The 19401-nt window shown below is 47.2% G+C and carries 16 protein-coding genes; 7 read left to right on the forward strand and 9 right to left on the reverse strand.

What is annotated here, in order from left to right; translation table 11 throughout:
• Window positions 1–60: 60 nt before the first annotated feature.
• Window positions 61–819, forward strand: coding sequence for a fatty acid desaturase (locus tag ESB13_RS13255; RefSeq protein WP_129004038.1), 759 nt, complete (start codon window positions 61–63; stop codon window positions 817–819).
• Between the two features lie 93 nt (window positions 820–912).
• Window positions 913–3345: a glycoside hydrolase family 95 protein gene (locus tag ESB13_RS13260; RefSeq protein WP_129004040.1), complete on the forward strand. Its 2433-nt coding sequence runs from the start codon at window positions 913–915 to the stop codon at window positions 3343–3345.
• A gap of 21 nt (window positions 3346–3366) precedes the next feature.
• Here the strand turns inward: ESB13_RS13260 and ESB13_RS13265 are convergent, their stop codons facing one another.
• From ESB13_RS13265 to ESB13_RS13280, 4 genes are read right to left on the reverse strand one after another with little or no spacing between them, the layout of a single operon-like run.
• Complete coding sequence (locus ESB13_RS13265) at window positions 3367–4266, reverse strand: aldo/keto reductase (RefSeq protein ID WP_129004042.1); 900 nt, start codon at window positions 4264–4266, stop codon at window positions 3367–3369.
• Between the two features lie 9 nt (window positions 4267–4275).
• Complete coding sequence (locus ESB13_RS13270; RefSeq protein ID WP_129004044.1) at window positions 4276–5304, reverse strand: LacI family DNA-binding transcriptional regulator; 1029 nt, start codon at window positions 5302–5304, stop codon at window positions 4276–4278.
• On the reverse strand, window positions 5301–6845 hold the full coding sequence (locus ESB13_RS13275) for an ArnT family glycosyltransferase (protein WP_129004046.1): 1545 nt from the start codon (window positions 6843–6845) through the stop codon (window positions 5301–5303). The genes ESB13_RS13270 and ESB13_RS13275 overlap by 4 nt, the downstream gene beginning before the upstream one ends.
• A 9-nt stretch (window positions 6846–6854) precedes the next feature.
• Window positions 6855–7238 carry a GtrA family protein gene (locus ESB13_RS13280; RefSeq protein ID WP_129004048.1) on the reverse strand — a complete coding sequence of 128 codons (384 nt, stop codon included), beginning with the start codon at window positions 7236–7238 and terminating at the stop codon, window positions 6855–6857.
• A gap of 274 nt (window positions 7239–7512) precedes the next feature.
• On the opposite strand from ESB13_RS13280, the gene ESB13_RS13285 reads away from it, so the two are divergent.
• Genes ESB13_RS13285 through creD form a run of 3 tightly spaced genes read left to right on the forward strand, consistent with a single transcriptional unit; the run spans window position 7513 to window position 9821 of the window.
• Window positions 7513–8154 (forward strand): hypothetical protein, encoded by a 642-nt coding sequence (locus tag ESB13_RS13285; RefSeq protein WP_129004050.1) that lies wholly within the window; start codon window positions 7513–7515, stop codon window positions 8152–8154.
• 9 nt (window positions 8155–8163) lie between these two features.
• Window positions 8164–8463 carry a winged helix-turn-helix domain-containing protein gene (locus ESB13_RS13290; RefSeq protein WP_129004052.1) on the forward strand — a complete coding sequence of 100 codons (300 nt, stop codon included), beginning with the start codon at window positions 8164–8166 and terminating at the stop codon, window positions 8461–8463.
• A 50-nt stretch (window positions 8464–8513) separates the two neighbouring features.
• Entirely contained in the window at window positions 8514–9821 is a 1308-nt protein-coding gene (gene creD / locus ESB13_RS13295) for a cell envelope integrity protein CreD (RefSeq protein WP_129004053.1), read from the forward strand.
• Window positions 9822–9902: 81 nt separating this feature from the next.
• Here creD and ESB13_RS13300 read toward each other — a convergent pair whose 3' ends face one another.
• Complete coding sequence (locus ESB13_RS13300) at window positions 9903–10349, reverse strand: PepSY-like domain-containing protein (protein WP_129004055.1); 447 nt, start codon at window positions 10347–10349, stop codon at window positions 9903–9905.
• 92 nt (window positions 10350–10441) lie between these two features.
• On the opposite strand from ESB13_RS13300, the gene ESB13_RS13305 reads away from it, so the two are divergent.
• Window positions 10442–12016, forward strand: coding sequence for a PQQ-dependent sugar dehydrogenase (locus ESB13_RS13305; RefSeq protein ID WP_164974199.1), 1575 nt, complete (start codon window positions 10442–10444; stop codon window positions 12014–12016).
• Here ESB13_RS13305 and treY read toward each other — a convergent pair.
• On the reverse strand, window positions 11937–14621 hold the full coding sequence (treY, locus tag ESB13_RS13310) for a malto-oligosyltrehalose synthase (protein ID WP_129004059.1): 2685 nt from the start codon (window positions 14619–14621) through the stop codon (window positions 11937–11939). The two genes, ESB13_RS13305 and treY, sit on opposite strands and share 80 nt — an antisense overlap.
• Window positions 14622–14632: 11 nt before the next feature.
• On the reverse strand, window positions 14633–16420 hold the full coding sequence (treZ, locus tag ESB13_RS13315) for a malto-oligosyltrehalose trehalohydrolase (RefSeq protein ID WP_164974200.1): 1788 nt from the start codon (window positions 16418–16420) through the stop codon (window positions 14633–14635).
• A gap of 172 nt (window positions 16421–16592) precedes the next feature.
• Between treZ and ESB13_RS13320 the strand changes: the two genes are divergently transcribed.
• Window positions 16593–16829: a hypothetical protein gene (locus ESB13_RS13320; protein WP_129004063.1), complete on the forward strand. Its 237-nt coding sequence runs from the start codon at window positions 16593–16595 to the stop codon at window positions 16827–16829.
• Window positions 16830–16854: 25 nt separating this feature from the next.
• On the opposite strand, the gene ESB13_RS13325 is transcribed toward ESB13_RS13320, so the two are convergent.
• Together ESB13_RS13325 and ESB13_RS13330 are read right to left on the reverse strand one after the other, a co-directional pair.
• Window positions 16855–17841 carry a purple acid phosphatase family protein gene (locus ESB13_RS13325; protein ID WP_129004065.1) on the reverse strand — a complete coding sequence of 329 codons (987 nt, stop codon included), beginning with the start codon at window positions 17839–17841 and terminating at the stop codon, window positions 16855–16857.
• Between the two features lies 1 nt (window position 17842).
• A complete protein-coding gene (locus ESB13_RS13330; RefSeq protein ID WP_220399672.1) occupies window positions 17843–19390 on the reverse strand; it encodes a RagB/SusD family nutrient uptake outer membrane protein in 1548 nt (515 codons plus the stop codon).
• Window positions 19391–19401: the final 11 nt, after the last annotated feature.

Below are 19401 nucleotides of genomic sequence, written 5' to 3' on the forward strand. Positions count from 1 at the left end.
CTGTCCATTAACAATAATGGTCTGGAATTTTTATTCTTAAATCATACTTACCCTGCGATTATGGTCGTAATTATTGTTTTTTTTCTGTGCCATTGGTTCCTTTCATTATTCTTTCACTCGTTCTTTTTGCACCGCTACGCCTCCCATCAACTATATACCACCCATAAGAACTGGGAACGCTTTTTCTATTTTTCTACCTGGCTTACACAAGGCTCTTCTTTCCTGGTGCCACGCGCCTATGGCGTCCTGCATCGCATGCACCACGAATACAGTGACACCGAAAAAGATCCGCATTCCCCGCATTTCTTCAAAGACATCTGGCAAATGATGTGGCATACCGCAAAAGTGTTCACGCAGATCCGTACAGGCGAAAAACAACCCGAACCACAATTCACAAAAGAATACCTGCCCAAATGGGACCTGCTCGACCGCTGGGGTAATACACTGCTGGTACGACTGGTTTTTATGGCCGCCTATACCACCATCTATATCATTTTCGCACCCAACTATTGGTGGTTCCTCCTGCTGCCCATCCATTTCCTGATGGGCCCTATACAAGGAGCTGTCGTAAACTGGTGCGGCCATAAATACGGCTATAGCAATTACAGCAATGGCGACCATTCAAGAAATTCTACCCCCTGGGGAGTATTACTCATGGGCGAATTATTTCAGAACAACCACCACTACGAAAAAAACAGCGCCAACTTCGCAATGAAGTGGTTCGAATTTGATACTACCTATCTCATCATGCGGGTCTTGAATAAAGTACGTATCATAAAACTCATTCCCCTCGAAATAAAAAATCAGCAATCCAGGTAAAAAGCCGGCAGTTGCCATCCACCACTATCCCATTCGCTGCCTCTCATATTTCAGCGGAAATAACTTACCTTACTGGTAGCTATTCCAACGTGTATGAAATACAGTTTCGCCATTTTCAACCTGCTGGCCGCCGTTTTCTACTGTTCAGGCAGCCAGTTGCAAGCCCAGTCAGCATCCCCTTCTCCATTACAGTTATGGTACCGGCAGCCCGCTGCCAACTGGAACGAAGCATTACCACTCGGTAATGGCCAGCTTGGAGCCATGGACTGGGGAGGCGCCGCCACCGCCTGCTTTCAGCTGAATGAACATACCTTGTGGACAGGTGGCCCGGCCCCGCTCGACCCCAACAAAGAAGCCATAAAATACCTGTCACAGGTACGCGCAGCCTTGTTCAGAGACAGTATCAAAGAAGCCATCAGTCTCCTCAGGCAAATGCAAGGCCCCAATACCCAAATGTACCAGCCAATGGGCGATCTGCTCATCAGGCAGTCTTTTACAGGCGAACCTGCACAATACCAGCGGCAGCTCAACCTTTCTACAGCCAGCACACTCACCAGCTTCCAGGTAAATGGCGTTACCTACACGCGGCAGGCATTTATCTCCGCCCCCGATAACGTAATGCAGATCCATATCAAAGCAAACCGCCCGGGCGCACTCAGCTTTGAAACTGTCGTTCAGCACCCGCTGCCATACTATAAAATGATCACCACCGACAACCAGATCGTACTTGCCGGTAAAGCCCGCATCAACAGCGACGCCGATGGTAATCTCTATTCAGATGACAGCCAGTGCGCAGGCATGCGCTTCCAGTTCAGGGTTAAACTAGCCGCTACCGACGGACAGGTAACAACTACCGACAGCTCTCTTCAGGTAAACAACGCCACCGAGGCAATACTGCTCGTAGCCGGCGCCACAAGCTTTAACGGCTACGATAAATGCCCCGATAAAGACGGCAAGAACGAAGCCGCCATTACCACTGAATATATTCAGAAAGCACTGACAAAAACAGCACAGCAACGCTGGAATGCACACCTGAAAGACTATCGCTCTTTTTTCAACCGTGTATCTCTCGATCTGGGTGCCTCCGCTAATAGCGCCTTGCCTACCGATAAACGTCTTGCCGCCTACAAAAAGGGCGACGCCGATCCGGCGCTCGAAGCCCTCTATTTTCAATATGGCCGCTACCTCCTTATCAGCTGCTCAAGACCAGGCGGACAACCTGCCAACCTCCAGGGCATGTGGAATAAAGAACTCAGCCCGCCCTGGCGCAGCAACTACACAACCAACATTAACCTGCAAATGAATTACTGGCCCGCAGAAGTGTGTAACCTCTCTGAAATGACCGAACCTTTGATCCGGCATATTCAGCGGCTTGCAAAAAATGGAACCGCAACAGCCAGCGAATACTATCACGCCAAAGGCTGGGTAGTGCATCATAATACCGACATCTGGGCGCAAACAAACCCCGTGGGTGAAGGCGCAGGAGATCCCAAATGGGCCAACTGGTCACTCGGTAGCCCCTGGTTAAGCCAACACCTCTATGAACACTACCGCTTTACAGGCAACAAACGTTACCTCCGCGATACAGCCTATCCGCTGATGAAAACAGCAGCGCTCTTCTGTCTCGACTGGCTGGTGGAAAAAGATGGATGGCTGGTTACAGCCCCTTCTACCTCTCCGGAAAATGAATATATCTTACCCGGCGGCACCAAAGGCACCGTTACCGTGGCCTCAACAATGGATATGGAAATTATCTGGGATCTGTTCACCAACATCATGGAAGCAAGCAATGTATTGGGTATCGATCAGGACTTCGCAGCACTCGTAAAACAAAAACGCAGCCAGCTCAGGCCTTTCCAGATAGGTAGAAAAGGAAACCTGGTAGAATGGTACGCCGATTGGGAAGACACCGATCCTAAGCATCGCCATGTTTCTCACTTGTTTGGCCTGCACCCCGGCCGCGAGATCTCCCCCCTGCTCGATTCTGCCATTGCCAACGCCTGCCGCAGAACACTCGAAATACGCGGCGATGGCGGCACCGGCTGGAGCAAAGCCTGGAAAATAAACTTCTGGGCACGGCTGCTCGATGGCAACCACGCCTATAAAATGCTCGGCGAACTACTCCGCTATTCTACACTCGATAACTTATTCGATACACATCCCCCGTTCCAGATCGACGGCAACTTCGGGGCAACAGCAGGTATCGCAGAAATGCTGCTGCAAAGTCACCTGAATGAAATACAATTGCTGCCGGCATTACCCAACGCCTGGGAAAAGGGTAATGTAAAAGGCCTCGTAGCACGCGGAGGTTTCGAAATAGAACTATTCTGGGAAAAAGGTAAACTAACAAAAGCATTCATCCTCTCCCGTAATGGAGCGCCGTGCAAACTTGCCACAAACAATAAAATAACTATTAAAGGGATCAGCACAACATCAAAACAACAAACAGTGAACAGCAATATTCAGTACATCACCACCTTCACAACAAAACCAGGTACCAGGTACGAAGTAACAGGCCTGCTATAACTGTACAATTAATTTAATGGCTTATAACCTGTGCTGTTCATAAAAATTGGCAGGCACGGCATCCTGAAGTGCAGCTATCTCTTCCGCCGTCAGATCAGGGGCTGCAGGCACCAGTAATGCTTCCTGTAGCTGCTGCGCAGTTCTTATACCTACTACTACACTGCTGATAGCAGCATTGCTTAATACATACCGGATAGCAGTTTGCACACTGTCTCTGTGAGTTACCGACTGCTCACGGATAGCAGTTGCACCTTGCTCCACTACAGTAGCAAAATGCCCCAGGTAATCCTGTGGCTGCTTGTTTATCAGCAGCCCGCCGGCCAGGCTGCCCCTTGCCAGCACGCCCACCTGGTGCTGCTGCAGCAGATCAAGACAATGCTCCTCCGGCCGCCTGTCAAGCAGGCTGTATTGCATCATCACACTGGCGATCGAAGAATGACGAACATACCAGTCTATAACATTCGGCCTTATCGACGATATCCCGTAATAACGGATCTTCCCCTGCCGCTGCAATAACTCAAACGCCTCCACCACTTCTTCTTTACGATCTTCCAGCATACCGCCATGTAACTGGTACAGGTCTATATAATCAGTTCCAAGTCTTTGTAAACTATCCTCTATCGCCGATAATATATATTCCTTCGAAGCATTCCAGTCCCACCCGCTTCCATCTTCACGCCACTGGTTACCCACTTTGGTCGCCAGGATAACATCCCTGCGCTTCCCCTTCAGGTAGCTTCCAAGCATACGCTCATTCATCCCCTTTGCATACAGGTCGGCAGTATCAAAAAAATTGATACCCTTTTCTATTGCCTTATCAATAAGCTGCTGATTGTGCGGTGCATCAGGCTGCAGCGACATACATCCAAAACCAATAGCGCTGATTTGCAAACCCGATTTGCCCAGTGTGCGGTATTCCATAGTATTGATTTATTTAATGGTCGACTGCCTTACCACCAGTCGCGGAGATAACTTCACCTGGCAGGGTAACCCCTTCCCCGGTGCATCGTACTTGCCCAGTTGATCCATCAATAACTGCACCGATGTACTGCCTATCGCCTCAATAGGTTGCTCTATCACCGATATACCCGTAGGATATAAACGGAATACATCATGATCATCAAACGAAAGGATAGCAATATCTTCAGGCATCCCCAGCTTCAGCTGTACAATGGCCTCCAGCCCCATGATGCCCAGGTAATTCGTTGCAAAGAAAAGAGCATCCGTTTCAGGATGCGCACGCAGAAAATCAGCAATGGTCTTCACGCCATTCTCATTGCCTACATGCTCGTAAGCAATACTCAACACCGCCTCCGTATCAGCCAATCCATATTTTCGTAACCCGTCGCGATAACCGTTCTCCCGGTCATGGATCTGAACCAGGTTCAGATCCACAGTAACAAATGCAATATTCCTGCGGCCGTTGGCAACCAGGTGATCCACCCCCGTCATCACACCATTGTAGCTGTCTACCAGCACATAAGGTAGCTCGATACCGGGTAGGTAACTATCTACCTGAACAATAGGTTTGCCTTGTTTCTGTAACCACTGCAATTCCTCTTCCATGCCAAATGCAGGCGTGATCAGGTAACCGTCCATCTGGCGTTGCGCCAGCATCTGTACCATATCCCGCCCACGCTCTTTATCGTTTTCCGAACTGCAATACACGATCTTATATCCAAATAATGAGGCCTCCTTTTCCACAGCATGTGCAAGCCTGGCAAAAAACTGCCCGCCCATACTCTCCACCAGCAACCCTAATATATTGGTATGCCCCGTACGTAAACTAACTGCAACCTGGTTCGGAAAATAACCCTCGCTCCGGCTCGCCGCAATAACCCGGTCAGCCACCTCACGGCTGATACGCATTTTGTCGGCTTTGCCATTTAATACAAACGATACCGTAGTCGGCGAAGTACCCGTTATACGGGCAATGTCTTTAATGGATACTCTTTTCATAATGTGTATTCCGCACCTTTAAAACCTTTTAACCGGTACACATAAAAGTACCGGGAGATGCGCCCGTTCCTTTTTTCAGCAAAACTGTGCAACAGAATAACGGATTCAAAGGTTGTTTTATAGGTATCCACAGGATGTAAAGGATAATTACTTGGAACAATACAAAGGGCATCGGCTCCCTTCTGTAAACCTGGCCGCCATGTATTCAGCCAGGCATAATGATGCAAATCGTTTAACTCACCAATACCAATAACAGGCGATTGTATATGCCGCCCCACATAATATTCCAGGTGAGCCGCCGGAAACCACTTGTTGCAAACAATAGGGATGCCCGCATTTAGCTGCTTTTCCCGCTCCTGTTGCACAAACCAATCCCGGAAATCAACACTGAAATTACGCCAGCCATACAAATCCAGCGTAAAATCCCCCTCCCCATACGAAGCCTCCGCTTCTTTATCACCTATCGTGCCGGGATAAAACCTGATTAAACAGGTTCCCCCCACCACTACTACCAATAAAAATACCAAACCTCCACGCAAAAACAAAGGAAGCTTCTCCTGCAACCGCTCAGCACGCCTGTCAAGATACGAAGCAGCAATAAAACAAAGGGTCATAAAACCAGGACCGCTCCAGTGAGGCAGCACTGACCTGAAAAGCGAAAGCACGCTAACCACCGCAATAATGGGTAATCCACAACACAGCAGTAATATCTTGACATCACGCTGCAAAAGCATATTACGACGCAGATATAGTAAAGTAATTACTATAAGTACCACGTTCACCGGGTTATTGTAAAAGAACTGGCCGAAAATAGTCTGTATAAAACTATCCTTGTCCAGCATAAGCTGTTGCACCTCCACCCGCTCACTATGATACGTCCATGTCACAAAATTGTTCTGCACATTCCAGAGCAGAATAGGACTGATGATAAGCGCCGTCAGTAAAATCGACAGGTAAAACCCCGGCACAGCAAAGATCCGCCGGTTATAGATTAAAGCATATAACCCAAAACCACCCCACAGGAAAACACCATGCACCTTACACATGATACAAAGCCCGTTGAATAAACCAACCTGTATCCATAATGCAAGCGACGACTTATGACCCGCAATGCCATCCTGAACGATCTGCAGCATGTAATAAAGTGCTATCAGCCAGCAAACGGCCTGCGGACTGTCAGGCAAAATAAAAGTACCTGCAATAAGTGAAGAATATAAACTGGCAGTATACAATACGGCAGCATACCAGCCCGTCCGCTCATTTTTGATAGCCTTGCCTATGTAAAAAGAAAGCCATGTACCCAAAGCAGCAAACACAATGGCGCCCAGCCTTACAAATACCTCCTGCAAAAAATGCAGGTTAAACGTAAAAGCACGGACCAGGAATGCTACAGCCGGAGGATGATCAAAATAATTAGGCTGTAAATGCAACGCATAAGTGTAATAATAAACCTCATCGTTCCCTAATTCCAGCAGCATAGCCGCCAACAAACGCACCAGGGTAGCAACAACGATCAGGTACCAGAGCTTTTTTCGATACATGCAGTTAGGTTAATGAAAGTTGAACAAAAAGTTGCTTAAAAAATTCCAGGCAAACACACAGGCAATAGCCCCCGCCTTAGCCACATAAAAACGAATATGCAGGCGCTCGTTAAAAAACCATAGCAATAGATTGTTCAATACCAGTCCTATTAAAGCAAACCCGGCAAACCGCGCAAACTCAAGATGCCACAAACGATTTGTACTTTGGAACGTCCAGATCCGGTTCAATATGAAATTGTTGACTACGGCAAACGTAAACCCGCAGGTATTCGCCACAAACTTATTCAGAGAAAGCTTTTCCTTGCAAAACCAGGTAATACCAAAATCAATACACAATCCCGTAAACCCTACTACAGCGAATCTGGCAAGTTTTAATAAAGAATCAGCGATCATTCTACAGTTTTCAGGATTTTTCGTCTAATTAAACGCCTATAATAGTTACCACCCCGCGAACAGGGTTATGCGCGATGAAAATAGTAAGAATTTATCTCATAGCAGTGTTAACGCTTATTTTTGGTAACTTTTTCTCCCTTCCCCTTTGCATCCCCCCTCCTGCAATCTCAACCATACAAACAACTATCCGTCATCTGCCTTATCGTCTCCTGCCTAAATAAATTTTGTCATTCAAAATAAACGGCATTACTTTGGGAATCAAAGTGCTTTTCTTATGACGCAATCCAACCAGCACCTGGCTGCCCTCCAAGACATTAAACAAATGATGGAAAAAAGCAGCCGCTTCATCAGCCTTAGCGGCCTTAGCGGAGTAGCAGCAGGTATTTGCGCCATTATAGGCGCTTTCATAGCCCACTCCTGGCTCCAGGATCCGGCCTTCAGCGAAAGCGAAGAAATACTGTACAGTTCCGGAACAAGACCAGCCAGCGTAATACTCCAATCGCGCCTTTTCGTTTTGGCTGCTGTCGTATTCATTGCAGCACTTTTCCTCGCCATCGTCTTTACATGGCTCCGCAGTAAACAAACCGGGATTCCGCTATGGGGCAACACTGCCCGCAAAGTAATGGTCGCTGTAGCCGTCCCAATGGCTGTTGGGGGCATCTTTATACTTAAAATAGCAGATGCGGGAGCCTATGGACTCATAGCCCCCGGTTGCCTCTTCTTCTACGGCCTCGCCCTCCTCAACGCATCCCGTTATACCCTCGTTGAAATCAGGTACCTCGCTTATACACAACTTATACTCGGAGCATTGAATCTTTGGCGGATCGGTTACGGCCTCCATTTCTGGACGCTCGGATTTGGTATATCACACATCATTTATGGCATCGTTATGTGGTATAAATACGAACGCAACTAAACAAAGGCAATGAAGAATCCGATAGAAAATCTCAATAAAATTTTCGATAGCCGCATAAGGCTAGGCATCATGAGCGCACTCATGGTCAATGAATCCGTGAACTTCAACGACCTTAAACAATTGCTCGATATCACCGACGGTAACCTCGCCAGCCACCTCAAAACCCTCGAAGAAAACAACTTTATCAAAATAGAAAAAGGATTTATTGGCAAAAAAACCAATACCACCTACTCGGTTACCAAAGAAGGCGAAAAAGCATTTAAATCACATCTCGAAGCCCTCGAAAAAATGATCCGCGCCATAGAGTAATTTTTTTACCCATACACTTTGTAAAACAAAGCACTTTAAAACAAAAAAATATGACAACTGATCAAGCCCCCAACCGCTTCACCAACAAGGTCTTCTTTAAGGCCTTCATTACAGGATTTCTCATCCTTATCATGTTGGTCCCCGCCCAATATGTCAATAACCTGGTTAAAGAAAGAGAACAACGCCAGAAACAGGTAGTAGAAGAGGTAAGCAGCAAATGGGCAACGGCACAAACCTTTACAGGCCCCTACCTCGTTATCCCCTACTCCGTCTCCCAGCCGGGAAAACAGCCTGTCACCCAAAAAATGATCCTGCTCCCCGAAGAATTGAAAGTAGACGGAACAGTAACCCCTGCACAAAAGCATCGCTCTATTTACCAGGTACTACTGTATAAGGCAAAAATTGAATGTACTGGCCATTTCCGTTTCGTTCTGCCCGAGAACATCCCCGCCACAAATCTGAAACTCGGCGAATCACGTATATGCATCGGTATTTCCGATTTCAAAGGAATAGAAGACAAACTCCAGCTGCAAGTGAACAACATCCCGCATACACTGCAACCCGGCCTGCCTACTTCTGAAATAGACAATTCCGGTTTCTCAGCCCCCCTGGCGCTGACAACCACCAATTTAGATACTACCCTCTCTTTCCGTTTGCCATTGCAGCTTAAAGGCAGCAGCCAGCTTCATTTTGCGCCCCTTGCCGCCAATAGCAGCTTCAGCTTAAGCTCTCCGTGGCCAAGTCCTTCTTTCGACGGCAGCGCACTGCCTTCATTGCCAGCCGACCCCGGTCCGGACGGATTTCATGCAACCTGGAATTTTAATCAGGCAAACCTGCCTTTCCCTGTTGCCATAACAACAGAAACAGTGAACAAACAGGCGTTGGCATTCGGCCTCACCATGATGGAACCGGCAGACCAATATGTTAAAACGCTGCGCTGCACCAAATACGCCATACTGTTCATAGGCCTTAGCTTTGCATTGTTCTTTATGGTAGAACTCATGTACAAACGCCCGGTACACCCATTACAATACCTGCTGGTAGGATTAGCACTTACAGTGTTCTATACCCTCCTGCTTTCTATAAGCGAATTCATTCAATTCGACCTGGCTTATCTTATAGCCACTGTAGCTACTGTATCTCTTATCTCATTGTATGTCAAAGGCTACTTCGGCAACTGGAAAATAGCAGGCATTTTCGCCGGCCTGCTGAGCGCACTCTATGGTTTTATCTTCATCCTAATCAGGCTCGAAGACACAGCCCTGCTGGTGGGAAGTATAGGACTGTTCGTAATGCTCGCCATCGTAATGTATATAAGCCGCCGTATTAACTGGTACGGTTATGCGGCTAACTCATAGCGGAGAATGGATAGTGTGTAAGATAATGGCACCTCTGGGGGGAGGTGCCATTTGTTTTTTTTGTTAAAATTTTATGGGCTGCTACAGTGTCTGCGCCTCACGCTGCAACTGACCCTTTGCATTAAAATACAGGTATTTCTTCTGTACAAGCGAACTCTTCTCTACATAAATACGGTACTGAAGCGATTTATCTTTTTTGGTAACCTCAGCCACTTCACCCGGTGTCCATTCGTGGTACTTGCTTTTCTCAAGACCATCCTTCACTGCCTCCGGAAGCGCTTCAAACGCCATCATTTTATTCGTCTCTTTCCACTCACCTTTACTCGTAAACCATGCATGCGTTTCTACACCTCCATTGGTAAATTCCGCATGCCAGCTCGTTAAGTTATCTTTCCAGGATACATTTTCAGCTTTTGGAAACATTTCTTTAAATGCATTGGTTACTTCGGAAGGCATCTTACGTATCTGCCCCATTACCGATCCGGCACATACTGTCAGTATTAACATAGCCGCGATTATCTTTTTCATGCTTTCTGGTTTTAAAGTTCTTCATGCAAACATCGTGCACGTCCACCAGATACAGGCTAAACACCTGGCAGATTTCTTGTATATCACCCTCTATGTTTGTGAAAAATACCTTCTTTATCATTTTATTAACCTGTATCAGCGTACAGGTAAAAGCGCAGAAAACCGTCACAGGACCATATGGTGAACTATTTTCCGTTTGCACCGTTGCTTCAGGCTTAAGCGATCCATGGGAAATAACTGTTGGCCCCGATCAATACCTATGGGTCACAGAATCACGTGGCTACCGCGTTTGCAGAATTCATCCGCTTACCAGCATAAAATCTGTTGTGCTAAACCTGGATAGTGCGAAAAACTTCCCGCGTTACGACCTGCTGCCCGAAGAGCAGTCCGGAGGCAAACCCTGGCCGCAGAGCGGCCTTATGGGAATGGCCATCCACCCCAATTTTGCCAAAGAACACCCCTACGTTTACCTGGCCTGGCTCTCCAGCTTTGCCGGTGCTGATAGCACCGGCAAAGGATGCCTCGAAGGCAATAAAGGATGTTTTTTTAAAACAACCATCGCACGCTTCTCCTACAACGCCAGTACCCAGCGCCTCGAACAACCGGTTATCATCTGCGATACCATACCGGGCAGTAACGATCATAATGGCGGAAGACTATTAATAGCCCCCGTAAACAATAATTATTATCTCTTCTACACAGTAGGCGATATGGGTGCAGGCCAGTATGGCAATGCCGGCAGGTCAAACCACGCCCAGCAAACAGGGAGTTATGAGGGAAAAGTATTACGTTTTTGTACTATACCCGACAACGACACAGGCCGTTACGATAAGTGGATCCCCAATGATAACCCTTTTAATTCTACTGTTCAGAATGCAGTTTGGTCGTATGGCCACAGGAACGCCCAGGGTATCTGCCAGGCAGTGATCCAGGGCACAAACAGGATCTATGCAGCCGAACACGGCCCCTTCTCCGATGATGAAATTAACCTTGTCGAAAAAGGAATGAATTATGGGCATCCCCTTGTTATTGGCTACAACGATAACAATTACAACCAGCTCGCAGCAGGAACCACCCGCGACAGCAGCTTGCCTGGCAAATGGCACTCTACCTACCCGCTCATCAACGATGAACATGCGAATGCAAATACAATAGGTTCCATTTATCGTGATCCGCTGCTAAGCCTCTACCCTGTTTCCAATGATTCACTGACAAAGCTTTTCGGGGTCTTGCAGGAACCTGGAAAAGAAATGCCCGACTGGCCCTCCGAAGCCCCCTCCTCGATAGAAGTATATCAATCAACAGCCATACCCGGATGGCATAACTCACTCCTGGTAACAACATTAAAAGGAGGAAAACTGATTCGTCTCCTCCTCTCAAAAAACGGTGATAAAATAAAGGGAGAGCCTTTACATTACTTCAATGCAAAGGTCCGTTACCGTGATATCGCCGTTTCACCCGATGGCAACACCATTTACCTGGCTACAGACAGCAGCACAGTTTCATCGGGACCTACACAGCATAGTAAAGCCGTACCCGAACAACGCGGCACGATCATCGCATTTAAATATATAGGACAACAACAGTCTACGCCTCCAGAACAGCCACAGGAAAACGATCCAGGTAAGGTGCCAGCGGCAATAAACCATTCTCGCGATGAACAGTAACACCGGTAAATAGTTCACGCCATACATCGGGAGCCCCGCCAGGTAATTCTATGGCCAGCTTATCCCATAAAGCATGACCCGCGCGCGCTTCTGTCCATTGTGTAATATCTACCGGTACAACAACAAGTACCCATTTACCTTTCCAATGCCTGGCAAATGCCAGCACATGCTTTCCAGCGTTTACAATTGTCAGAGGACTGTAATCACCCTCCAGGAACAATTCCTGATGCGCTTTTCTGAAATGTAACACCTCTTTTGTAACAAATAATTTCTCCACGCCTGTAGAACGCTCCTGCATCAGCCACTCCAGCAATTCCGCGCGTGCGCCTTCTCCTTCCTTTGCCTCCAGCAGCTGCATCAGCTGTTCCCTATGCACATAATCAACGGCTCTCCTGTTATCAGGATCTACATAACTCGTATCCCATAGCTCACAGCCCTGGTAAATATCCGGTATGCCCGGCGCTGTACACTTGATAACAACCTGCCCTAATGTATACACCGATGCTACAGCAACAACCTTCTGCACAAATGGCACAAAACTTTCCATGAATGGAGGATAATCAATAATGCCATTGATAAAGCGAACGCAGGCATCCTCGTACGAACTGTTGATCCGCGTATAGGTCGTATACTCCTTGGCCTCCCTTAACGCCTTTACAATAAACGCCTTTGAACGCTCATAGAATGTTTCGTCATGCCTTCCCGTGGCAGGATAGCTGCCTATAAGCGACTGGTAAATGAAATACTCATCATTGAACGAAGGCTTTATCATCAGCCCCGCCTCCTCACAGAACGTACTGTTAACCCTGTTCCACTGCTGAACCAGCACCGTCCACTCTTCCGCCATTTCAGCAAGCACATTGATACGCAGGCGTGCATCTTCTCCCCGCTTCGTGTCATGCGTAGACGTTGTATTTAATGAATAACGGCTATTCAATAAACGGTCAGCCATCTTTTTATGGAACGCATCGATTGAAATACCTAAACGCACCGGCGAGTCGCCAACTTCATTATGCGAGATCAATGGATTATATAAATAAAAGACGGTATCCTCCACACCCTTTGCAGCCAGCGGACCGGTGAATTGCATCAGCCGCATGATAAACTTGATCTTATTGGCTGCACGCTGAGGATTGCCGTTACCCTCAAACAAAGTCTCCAGGGCTTCCAGTTCCTCACTGCAATCAGGCGCCTTTACAGCCGCAATGGCAAAAGCCCTGCGAACCAACTGCCGTTCTGCCTCAGGCAAAGGAAAACTGTCTGCATAGATCCTGTACACAGGTAATGCCGCCATCCAAACACCTAATGCCTTCCTGAGCCGCTCACGGCTATAGGAAACACCTTGTAATACCTGTAACGATTCCAGGTAATTCGTCAGCATATCCCACTCGCCTGCTAAATAGGCCTTCAGGAATTCATACTTTTTCTCAAATACAAGATCTTCGTAAGGAGGCATACCAGGTACCCAACGCTGGTAAAAATCCTTTAAGCGCAAAGCCCCGTCCTGGCTCGTCAATACCTGGTTCACGAAGGAAAGAAATTCATAACCGCTCGTACCCTCGAGCTTCCAGTCTCCCGGTAATTGCTCCTGATACTCTAATATCTTCTCCGCAATCATATAACAGTCCTCTCCAAGCAACTTCCTGAGCCGTTCAATATACTCCCTGGGATGACATAAACCATCTATATGATCAATCCTTACACCCTGGATCATTTGATCTTTGCATAGTTCCTGCAGCAACTGATGATAATCCTCGAAAACAGCAGGGTTCTCCATACGCAAACTGATAAGCGCGTTCACGGCAAAAAAGCGGCGGTAGTTCATATGAGTATCCGCTTTTTGCCAGCAGGCCAGCTCATAACACTGGCAATTCACCCACTTCATCAGTTCTCTAGGATGGCTGTTTATTTCGTTCAAACGCTGCGTTACATAAGCAAGCACCTCAGCGTCTTCCCGCACTGCTTCAATCAACACGTGCTTCTGGGCCGTCCAGCCTTCAAGTGGTGCAGCCCAATCATCGTAAAGCCTGTCAACACGTTCGCGCCAAACAGCCTGGCTCACCGGCAACAGGTATTCGTAAATGCCCGGTGCAACAGGATACTGTTCCTCATAATACACGATCATAACACCCTCTTCCTGCCAGGCCAGTTTTATTTCCCCTTTATTGAAACATTCCGCTGCATCTTCACCAAGCACCGGCAGCATCACCTTTCCACCATGCTCTTTACCATATAAGCCCCAGTTGATATCAAAATAGTTATAATAGGGCGAGCGTTCACCACGCTCCAATACATCCATCAACCGCTTGTTCGCGGAACTGAACGCCATATGATTCGGAACAATGTCCTGTAACCACGACATTCCCAGGGCTTTTAACTGTTGCGATAGCTCCTTCAACTCTTCCAATGTACCTATCTCAGGATTTATCTGACAGGGGTCTGTAACATCGTAGCCATGCGTACTACCGGGAACTGAAGTGCCAACCGGCGAAGCGTAGATAGTGGAAATACCAAGACGATGCAGGTATGGAAGGATCTTTAAAAGATGCTGAAAAGTAAAACTGCTGTTTAGCTGAACACGATAGGTCGAAGAAGGAAAGTTCATGTAATATCTTTTTAAACTTCTAAAACAATAACAGAATAACCAGGCAAAAAGGCAGGAACGGCGGTATCACTACCCGAACTCAGCACAAGCCTTGCGCCACTGTAAACCAATGGCATTTGCTGAACCAGCTCACTGCAGTTGAAAAGCAGCACCAGCGTTTCACCGCCTCCCTTTCGTTCCGCTATTAACAGCCTGCTGTGAACATCCCCCTGTTTAATGATCTTCATATGATGACGGTCCCGCGCCAGTAAGGCAGTTCTCGTTTTCCTGAGCTGGATCAATTCCCTGTACCATTTATATAAATCACTTCCCCGGTAATTCCATGACAGCACACACTTGTCAAAGCTCTCCGGATCCTGGGGATCAGGGAAATCGTCCTTAAAATTGAAATAGGAAAACTCCTCACGTCTTCCCTTGCGTACAATCTCCGCCAGTTCGGGATCCTGGTGGTCGGTGAAAAAAAGGAATGGGTTGGTTTCGCCATACTCTTCTCCCATAAATAATAATGGAGTATGCGGCGATAACAGCAAAAGCCCCGCAGCAAGTTTTAGCTGCTCCTTTGTAAGACACAAAGACAGCCGGTCTCCCAATGCCCTGTTTCCTATCTGGTCATGATTCTGAATGAAAGCAATGAACGAAGAATAAGACAACTCTCCCACCGGCGCCCCAAACAGTTTTTTCCGGTGTTCCGAATAAATACCATCATAAACATAACTGTCACGGAAAGCCTTCTCCAGCTGCCACATATCACCAAAATCCTCATAATAACCATCCTGCTCGCCGGTAAGCAGGCTGTGTACCGAATGATGGAATTCATCTATCCATTGTGCATCCAGCCCGTAACCACCCTTTCCTATGCCGGTAACATACCTGGGATGATTGAGATCCAGTTCCGCAATAAGTAGTTTATGTACACCCGATTTTTCTTCCAGTAAGCGCACCTCCTCTTTCAGTTCCTGCATCACGTGATGTGCACTGAAATCCCATATCGCATGCACAGCGTCCAGTCTAAGCCCGTCTACATGGCATTCTCCCAACCAGAACAAAGCATTTTCTATAAAATAATTGCGCACACCGTCACACCATGCATCATCAAAATTCAGGGCCTTTCCCCATGGGGTCTTATACTTGTCCGTGAAATAAGGAGCATAACATTCAAGGTAGTTACCGTCGGGCCCGAAATGATTATAAACCACATCAAGCAATACCGCGATACCAGCTTCATGAGCAGCATCCACCAACTGTTTAAAAGCCTTTAAGCCACCGTAAGCCTGCTGTACCGCATAGGGATAAACTCCATCGTATCCCCAGTTACGGTTCCCCGGGCATTGCGCCACAGGAAGCAGCTCGATGGCAGTAATACCAAGCTCTTTCAGATAAGGCAGCTTACTTATTACCCCCTCGCAATCATGTTTATCCGTAAAACATCCGATATGCAACTCATAAATGATAAGCTCATCCCTTCTTACACCCTTCCACTCCTGGTCGGTCCAGTCAAATGCACGGTCAACCACTTCCGATGGCCCATGCACCCCCTGCGGTTGCGATACAGCAGCCGGATCAGGAACGGGCGCGGCGCCATCGACAGAAAACCTGTACAGGTCGCCAGGCTGCAGTAAAGTGGTCTGCAATATCCAATATCCCCATTTATCTTTCTGTAACGGAATAGACAATGACCCGGAGCCTGCTATTTCCAAACTAACCGATTCTTTCAAAGGAGCCCATACAATAACATCAGTGACACCACTGGAATGATAAAATACGCCAGGCCTCCTTCGATATGGATTTTGTTGTTTCATAGTATTTACAAGTACAGGCATATCTGCAAACCGCATGCAATAATTCACCTGCGTGCAAAAAGTGCCTCACCTCCCTATGCAATAATTCGTCCATCTGACGATGTGGAATATTCACCACAACGGCACTTGTTTTTGGCATATATTTTCGTTATATTTAAATAAATAGCAGTGTATGATGAATGCAGAAAAGAAGAACCATCCCGATACAAAAAAACATCTTATAAAAGCAAAAGAACATCTTCAAGCCGGGGAATGGCAGGAAGCCCTTTCAGACGGCTCCGCCAATGCCTTTCGTGAAACTGCAGAAGAAGGTGCAATAACCGACAAAGAGATCAGCGATCAGCAACTCGATAAACTATTAGCTGAAAACAACCCAAAAAATAGGCCTGGCGCCAGCCAGGCCTATTAAAGACAAACAAGAGACCCTTTGCCACCTACCTGAAATGCTTCAATGAAGAAACATTGATCACCTTATCATTGTGATCGATAAACTGTACGGTCACTTCCTCAGGTGTCACTGAAAATGTAGTGAACCCTTGTGTAGCTGCTGTAAATTGTCCGCCATTTTTATTCAGCGCAGCGGGTCGTGATTCCGAAGCTGCACCCGATATCACATAATGCGTATTACCCGCAGGTTTGGTATACTCCAGGTGATGTTCATGGCCCGAGATATACAACTCAACGCCATATTTCCTGAACAACGGTTCCAGCACACCCCGCATATTTTTAGTGTCCTGTATATCTGCGCGCCATCCGCCTGTATAAACAGGATGATGCCCCACAACGATCTTCCAGGTAGCCTTGCTGGCCTGTAGTTCCTGCTCCATCCATCTGAGCTGCGTTTCTACCGCACCGGCAGGATATTTAATACTGTCGTGAGCCTGACCACGTAATTGCTTTTCTATCGGGTCCGTATCAATAAACAGCATCAATACCTTTTGTGCCGTATCACCATTGATGTTGAACGTCTTTGAATAATAACGTGAAGGCATCGTCCAGCGGCTGCTCATTTTGGTATAAGCAACCTGTGCATCAGGATTTGTGATATAATCATGATTACCTAGTACAACATACCACTTAACATGTAAGGACTGTGCAGTATAAACAGATTCATAGGAAGTGATCCATTGGTGATCCTGTGTACTGGCAACACCATAAGGATAGAAATTATCACCCACAGCTACCACAAAAGAAGCGTCCAGGTCATGCGCAGCCTTGCCCATACCTGCCGCAACTTCCTTCTGATAATTCTCGCCATTACGGCCCCAGTCGCCCATCACTATAAAATTAAGCGCCTTTGCCGGCTTCTTCAGCCCTTCAATAGAACCACCGCGATAACCCTGGTCATCTGTAAGAGGAGCCTGTGCCTGTAGCATTGCTACGGAACACAGACCAGCTAATAGGATAAACAATTGCTTCATACTAGTTATAACCTTTATTCTGATTAAGATTAGGATTCAGCACCCTTTCAGTTGAAGGAATAGGGAAGAGCCTGCGATCAACGCTTTCGCCGCCTTCTTTGAATCCCCACTTGCCTTCATACTTTCCGAAACGGATCAGGTCATTACGACGCCAGCATTCCCATGCCAGTTCCCGGCCTCTTTCATCCAAAAGCTGATCTAACGTTACACCCGATACAGGAGTGGTGACACCTGCCCTGGAACGGATCTTCCGAACCAGCACATCAGGTGTCTGCATTTCTCCCTTCACAGAAGTGGCAGCAGCACCGCGCAGGATAGCTTCAGCCTTCATCAGGTACACATCCGCCAGCCTTAAGATTGGAATATCATTACCCTGGTAACGGTCAGTAGAAGAATTAGGGTCGGGGAAGAATTTAATAGAACGTGCACCTCTTGAAATACCGCCAACTTCAGTACCTACATTCATCGTAGCCGCATCGGTAAGCACGATCTCCGGAGTAAGATCCAACTGGGCCGAACCATTCATGATAGCCTTGCCATCATTATCAAACTGCTTTCCTGCCAGCCAGGTACTGTTCCTCACATCGCCAGCTAACTTAAACAGGTTGTAGAACTCAGGCACAGTACACATAGCGTTACTGGGACTATAAGGCAGTTTATACTTGTTACGTAAAGTACTGTGAAGGGAGTAACGCGTAAGGTGATTACCCTTGGCTTCTACAGGATCAAAAATAGCAGCCATGATAGTTTCACTGTTAGCACCATTGGTAGGCGAGAACAGGTCGGCATAATTGGCAACCAATTGTAATGACGATTCATTCAGCAGCTTATCGGCATACTCCACGGAAGCCACGTACTTGTTGGCACCAGTATAATACTCCGCATTCAGGTATAACTTCTGTAGTAAAGCATAAGCCATCCAGCGCGTAGGTCTGCCGTAGTTAGCCTGGCCAACAGTAGAAGGAGCAGGCAAATTGGGGATCACAGCCAGCAGCTCTTTTTCTATATAATCAAACACCTCTTTGCGGGTCGATTGCTTAGGCAGTTCCGCAGTACCGAAACTGGTAATGGGAATGTTTCCGAACAGATCCATCATATAGAAATAAAACAGGCTTCTCATAGCACGCAATTCCGCTATAGAAGTATTCTTCAGGTCGCTGTTTTCCGCTTTGGAGAAAAGATCCAGGATCCTGTTACACTCGGAGATGGCGCTGTACCCCCATGACCAGGTACCCTTTATCGTAGGATCTTCCGCATTCCAGCTATGCTTATGAAGCGCGATGTATTTACCGCCATCGTAGTAACCGCTACCGCGGGTAGGAATAATAGCTTCGTCGGTAGATAATTCCACGTTCCACCAGTAACCGGTAGAGAAATCGGAAGTTGATAACTTCCGGTAAACAGGACCGGATGCAGCAATATAAGCAGCTTCCGATTTAGGGAATGTAGATGGCGTTAATTCAGATTCCGCATCCACATCCAGCTTCGTGCAGCCCGTTGAAACAACAGCAGCGGCACCGGTTAATATCAGGAATAACTTATTCATCATTATTACGCTTT

Origin of the sequence: Filimonas effusa (genome assembly GCF_004118675.1) — a bacterium.
Classification (GTDB): domain Bacteria; phylum Bacteroidota; class Bacteroidia; order Chitinophagales; family Chitinophagaceae; genus Filimonas; species Filimonas effusa.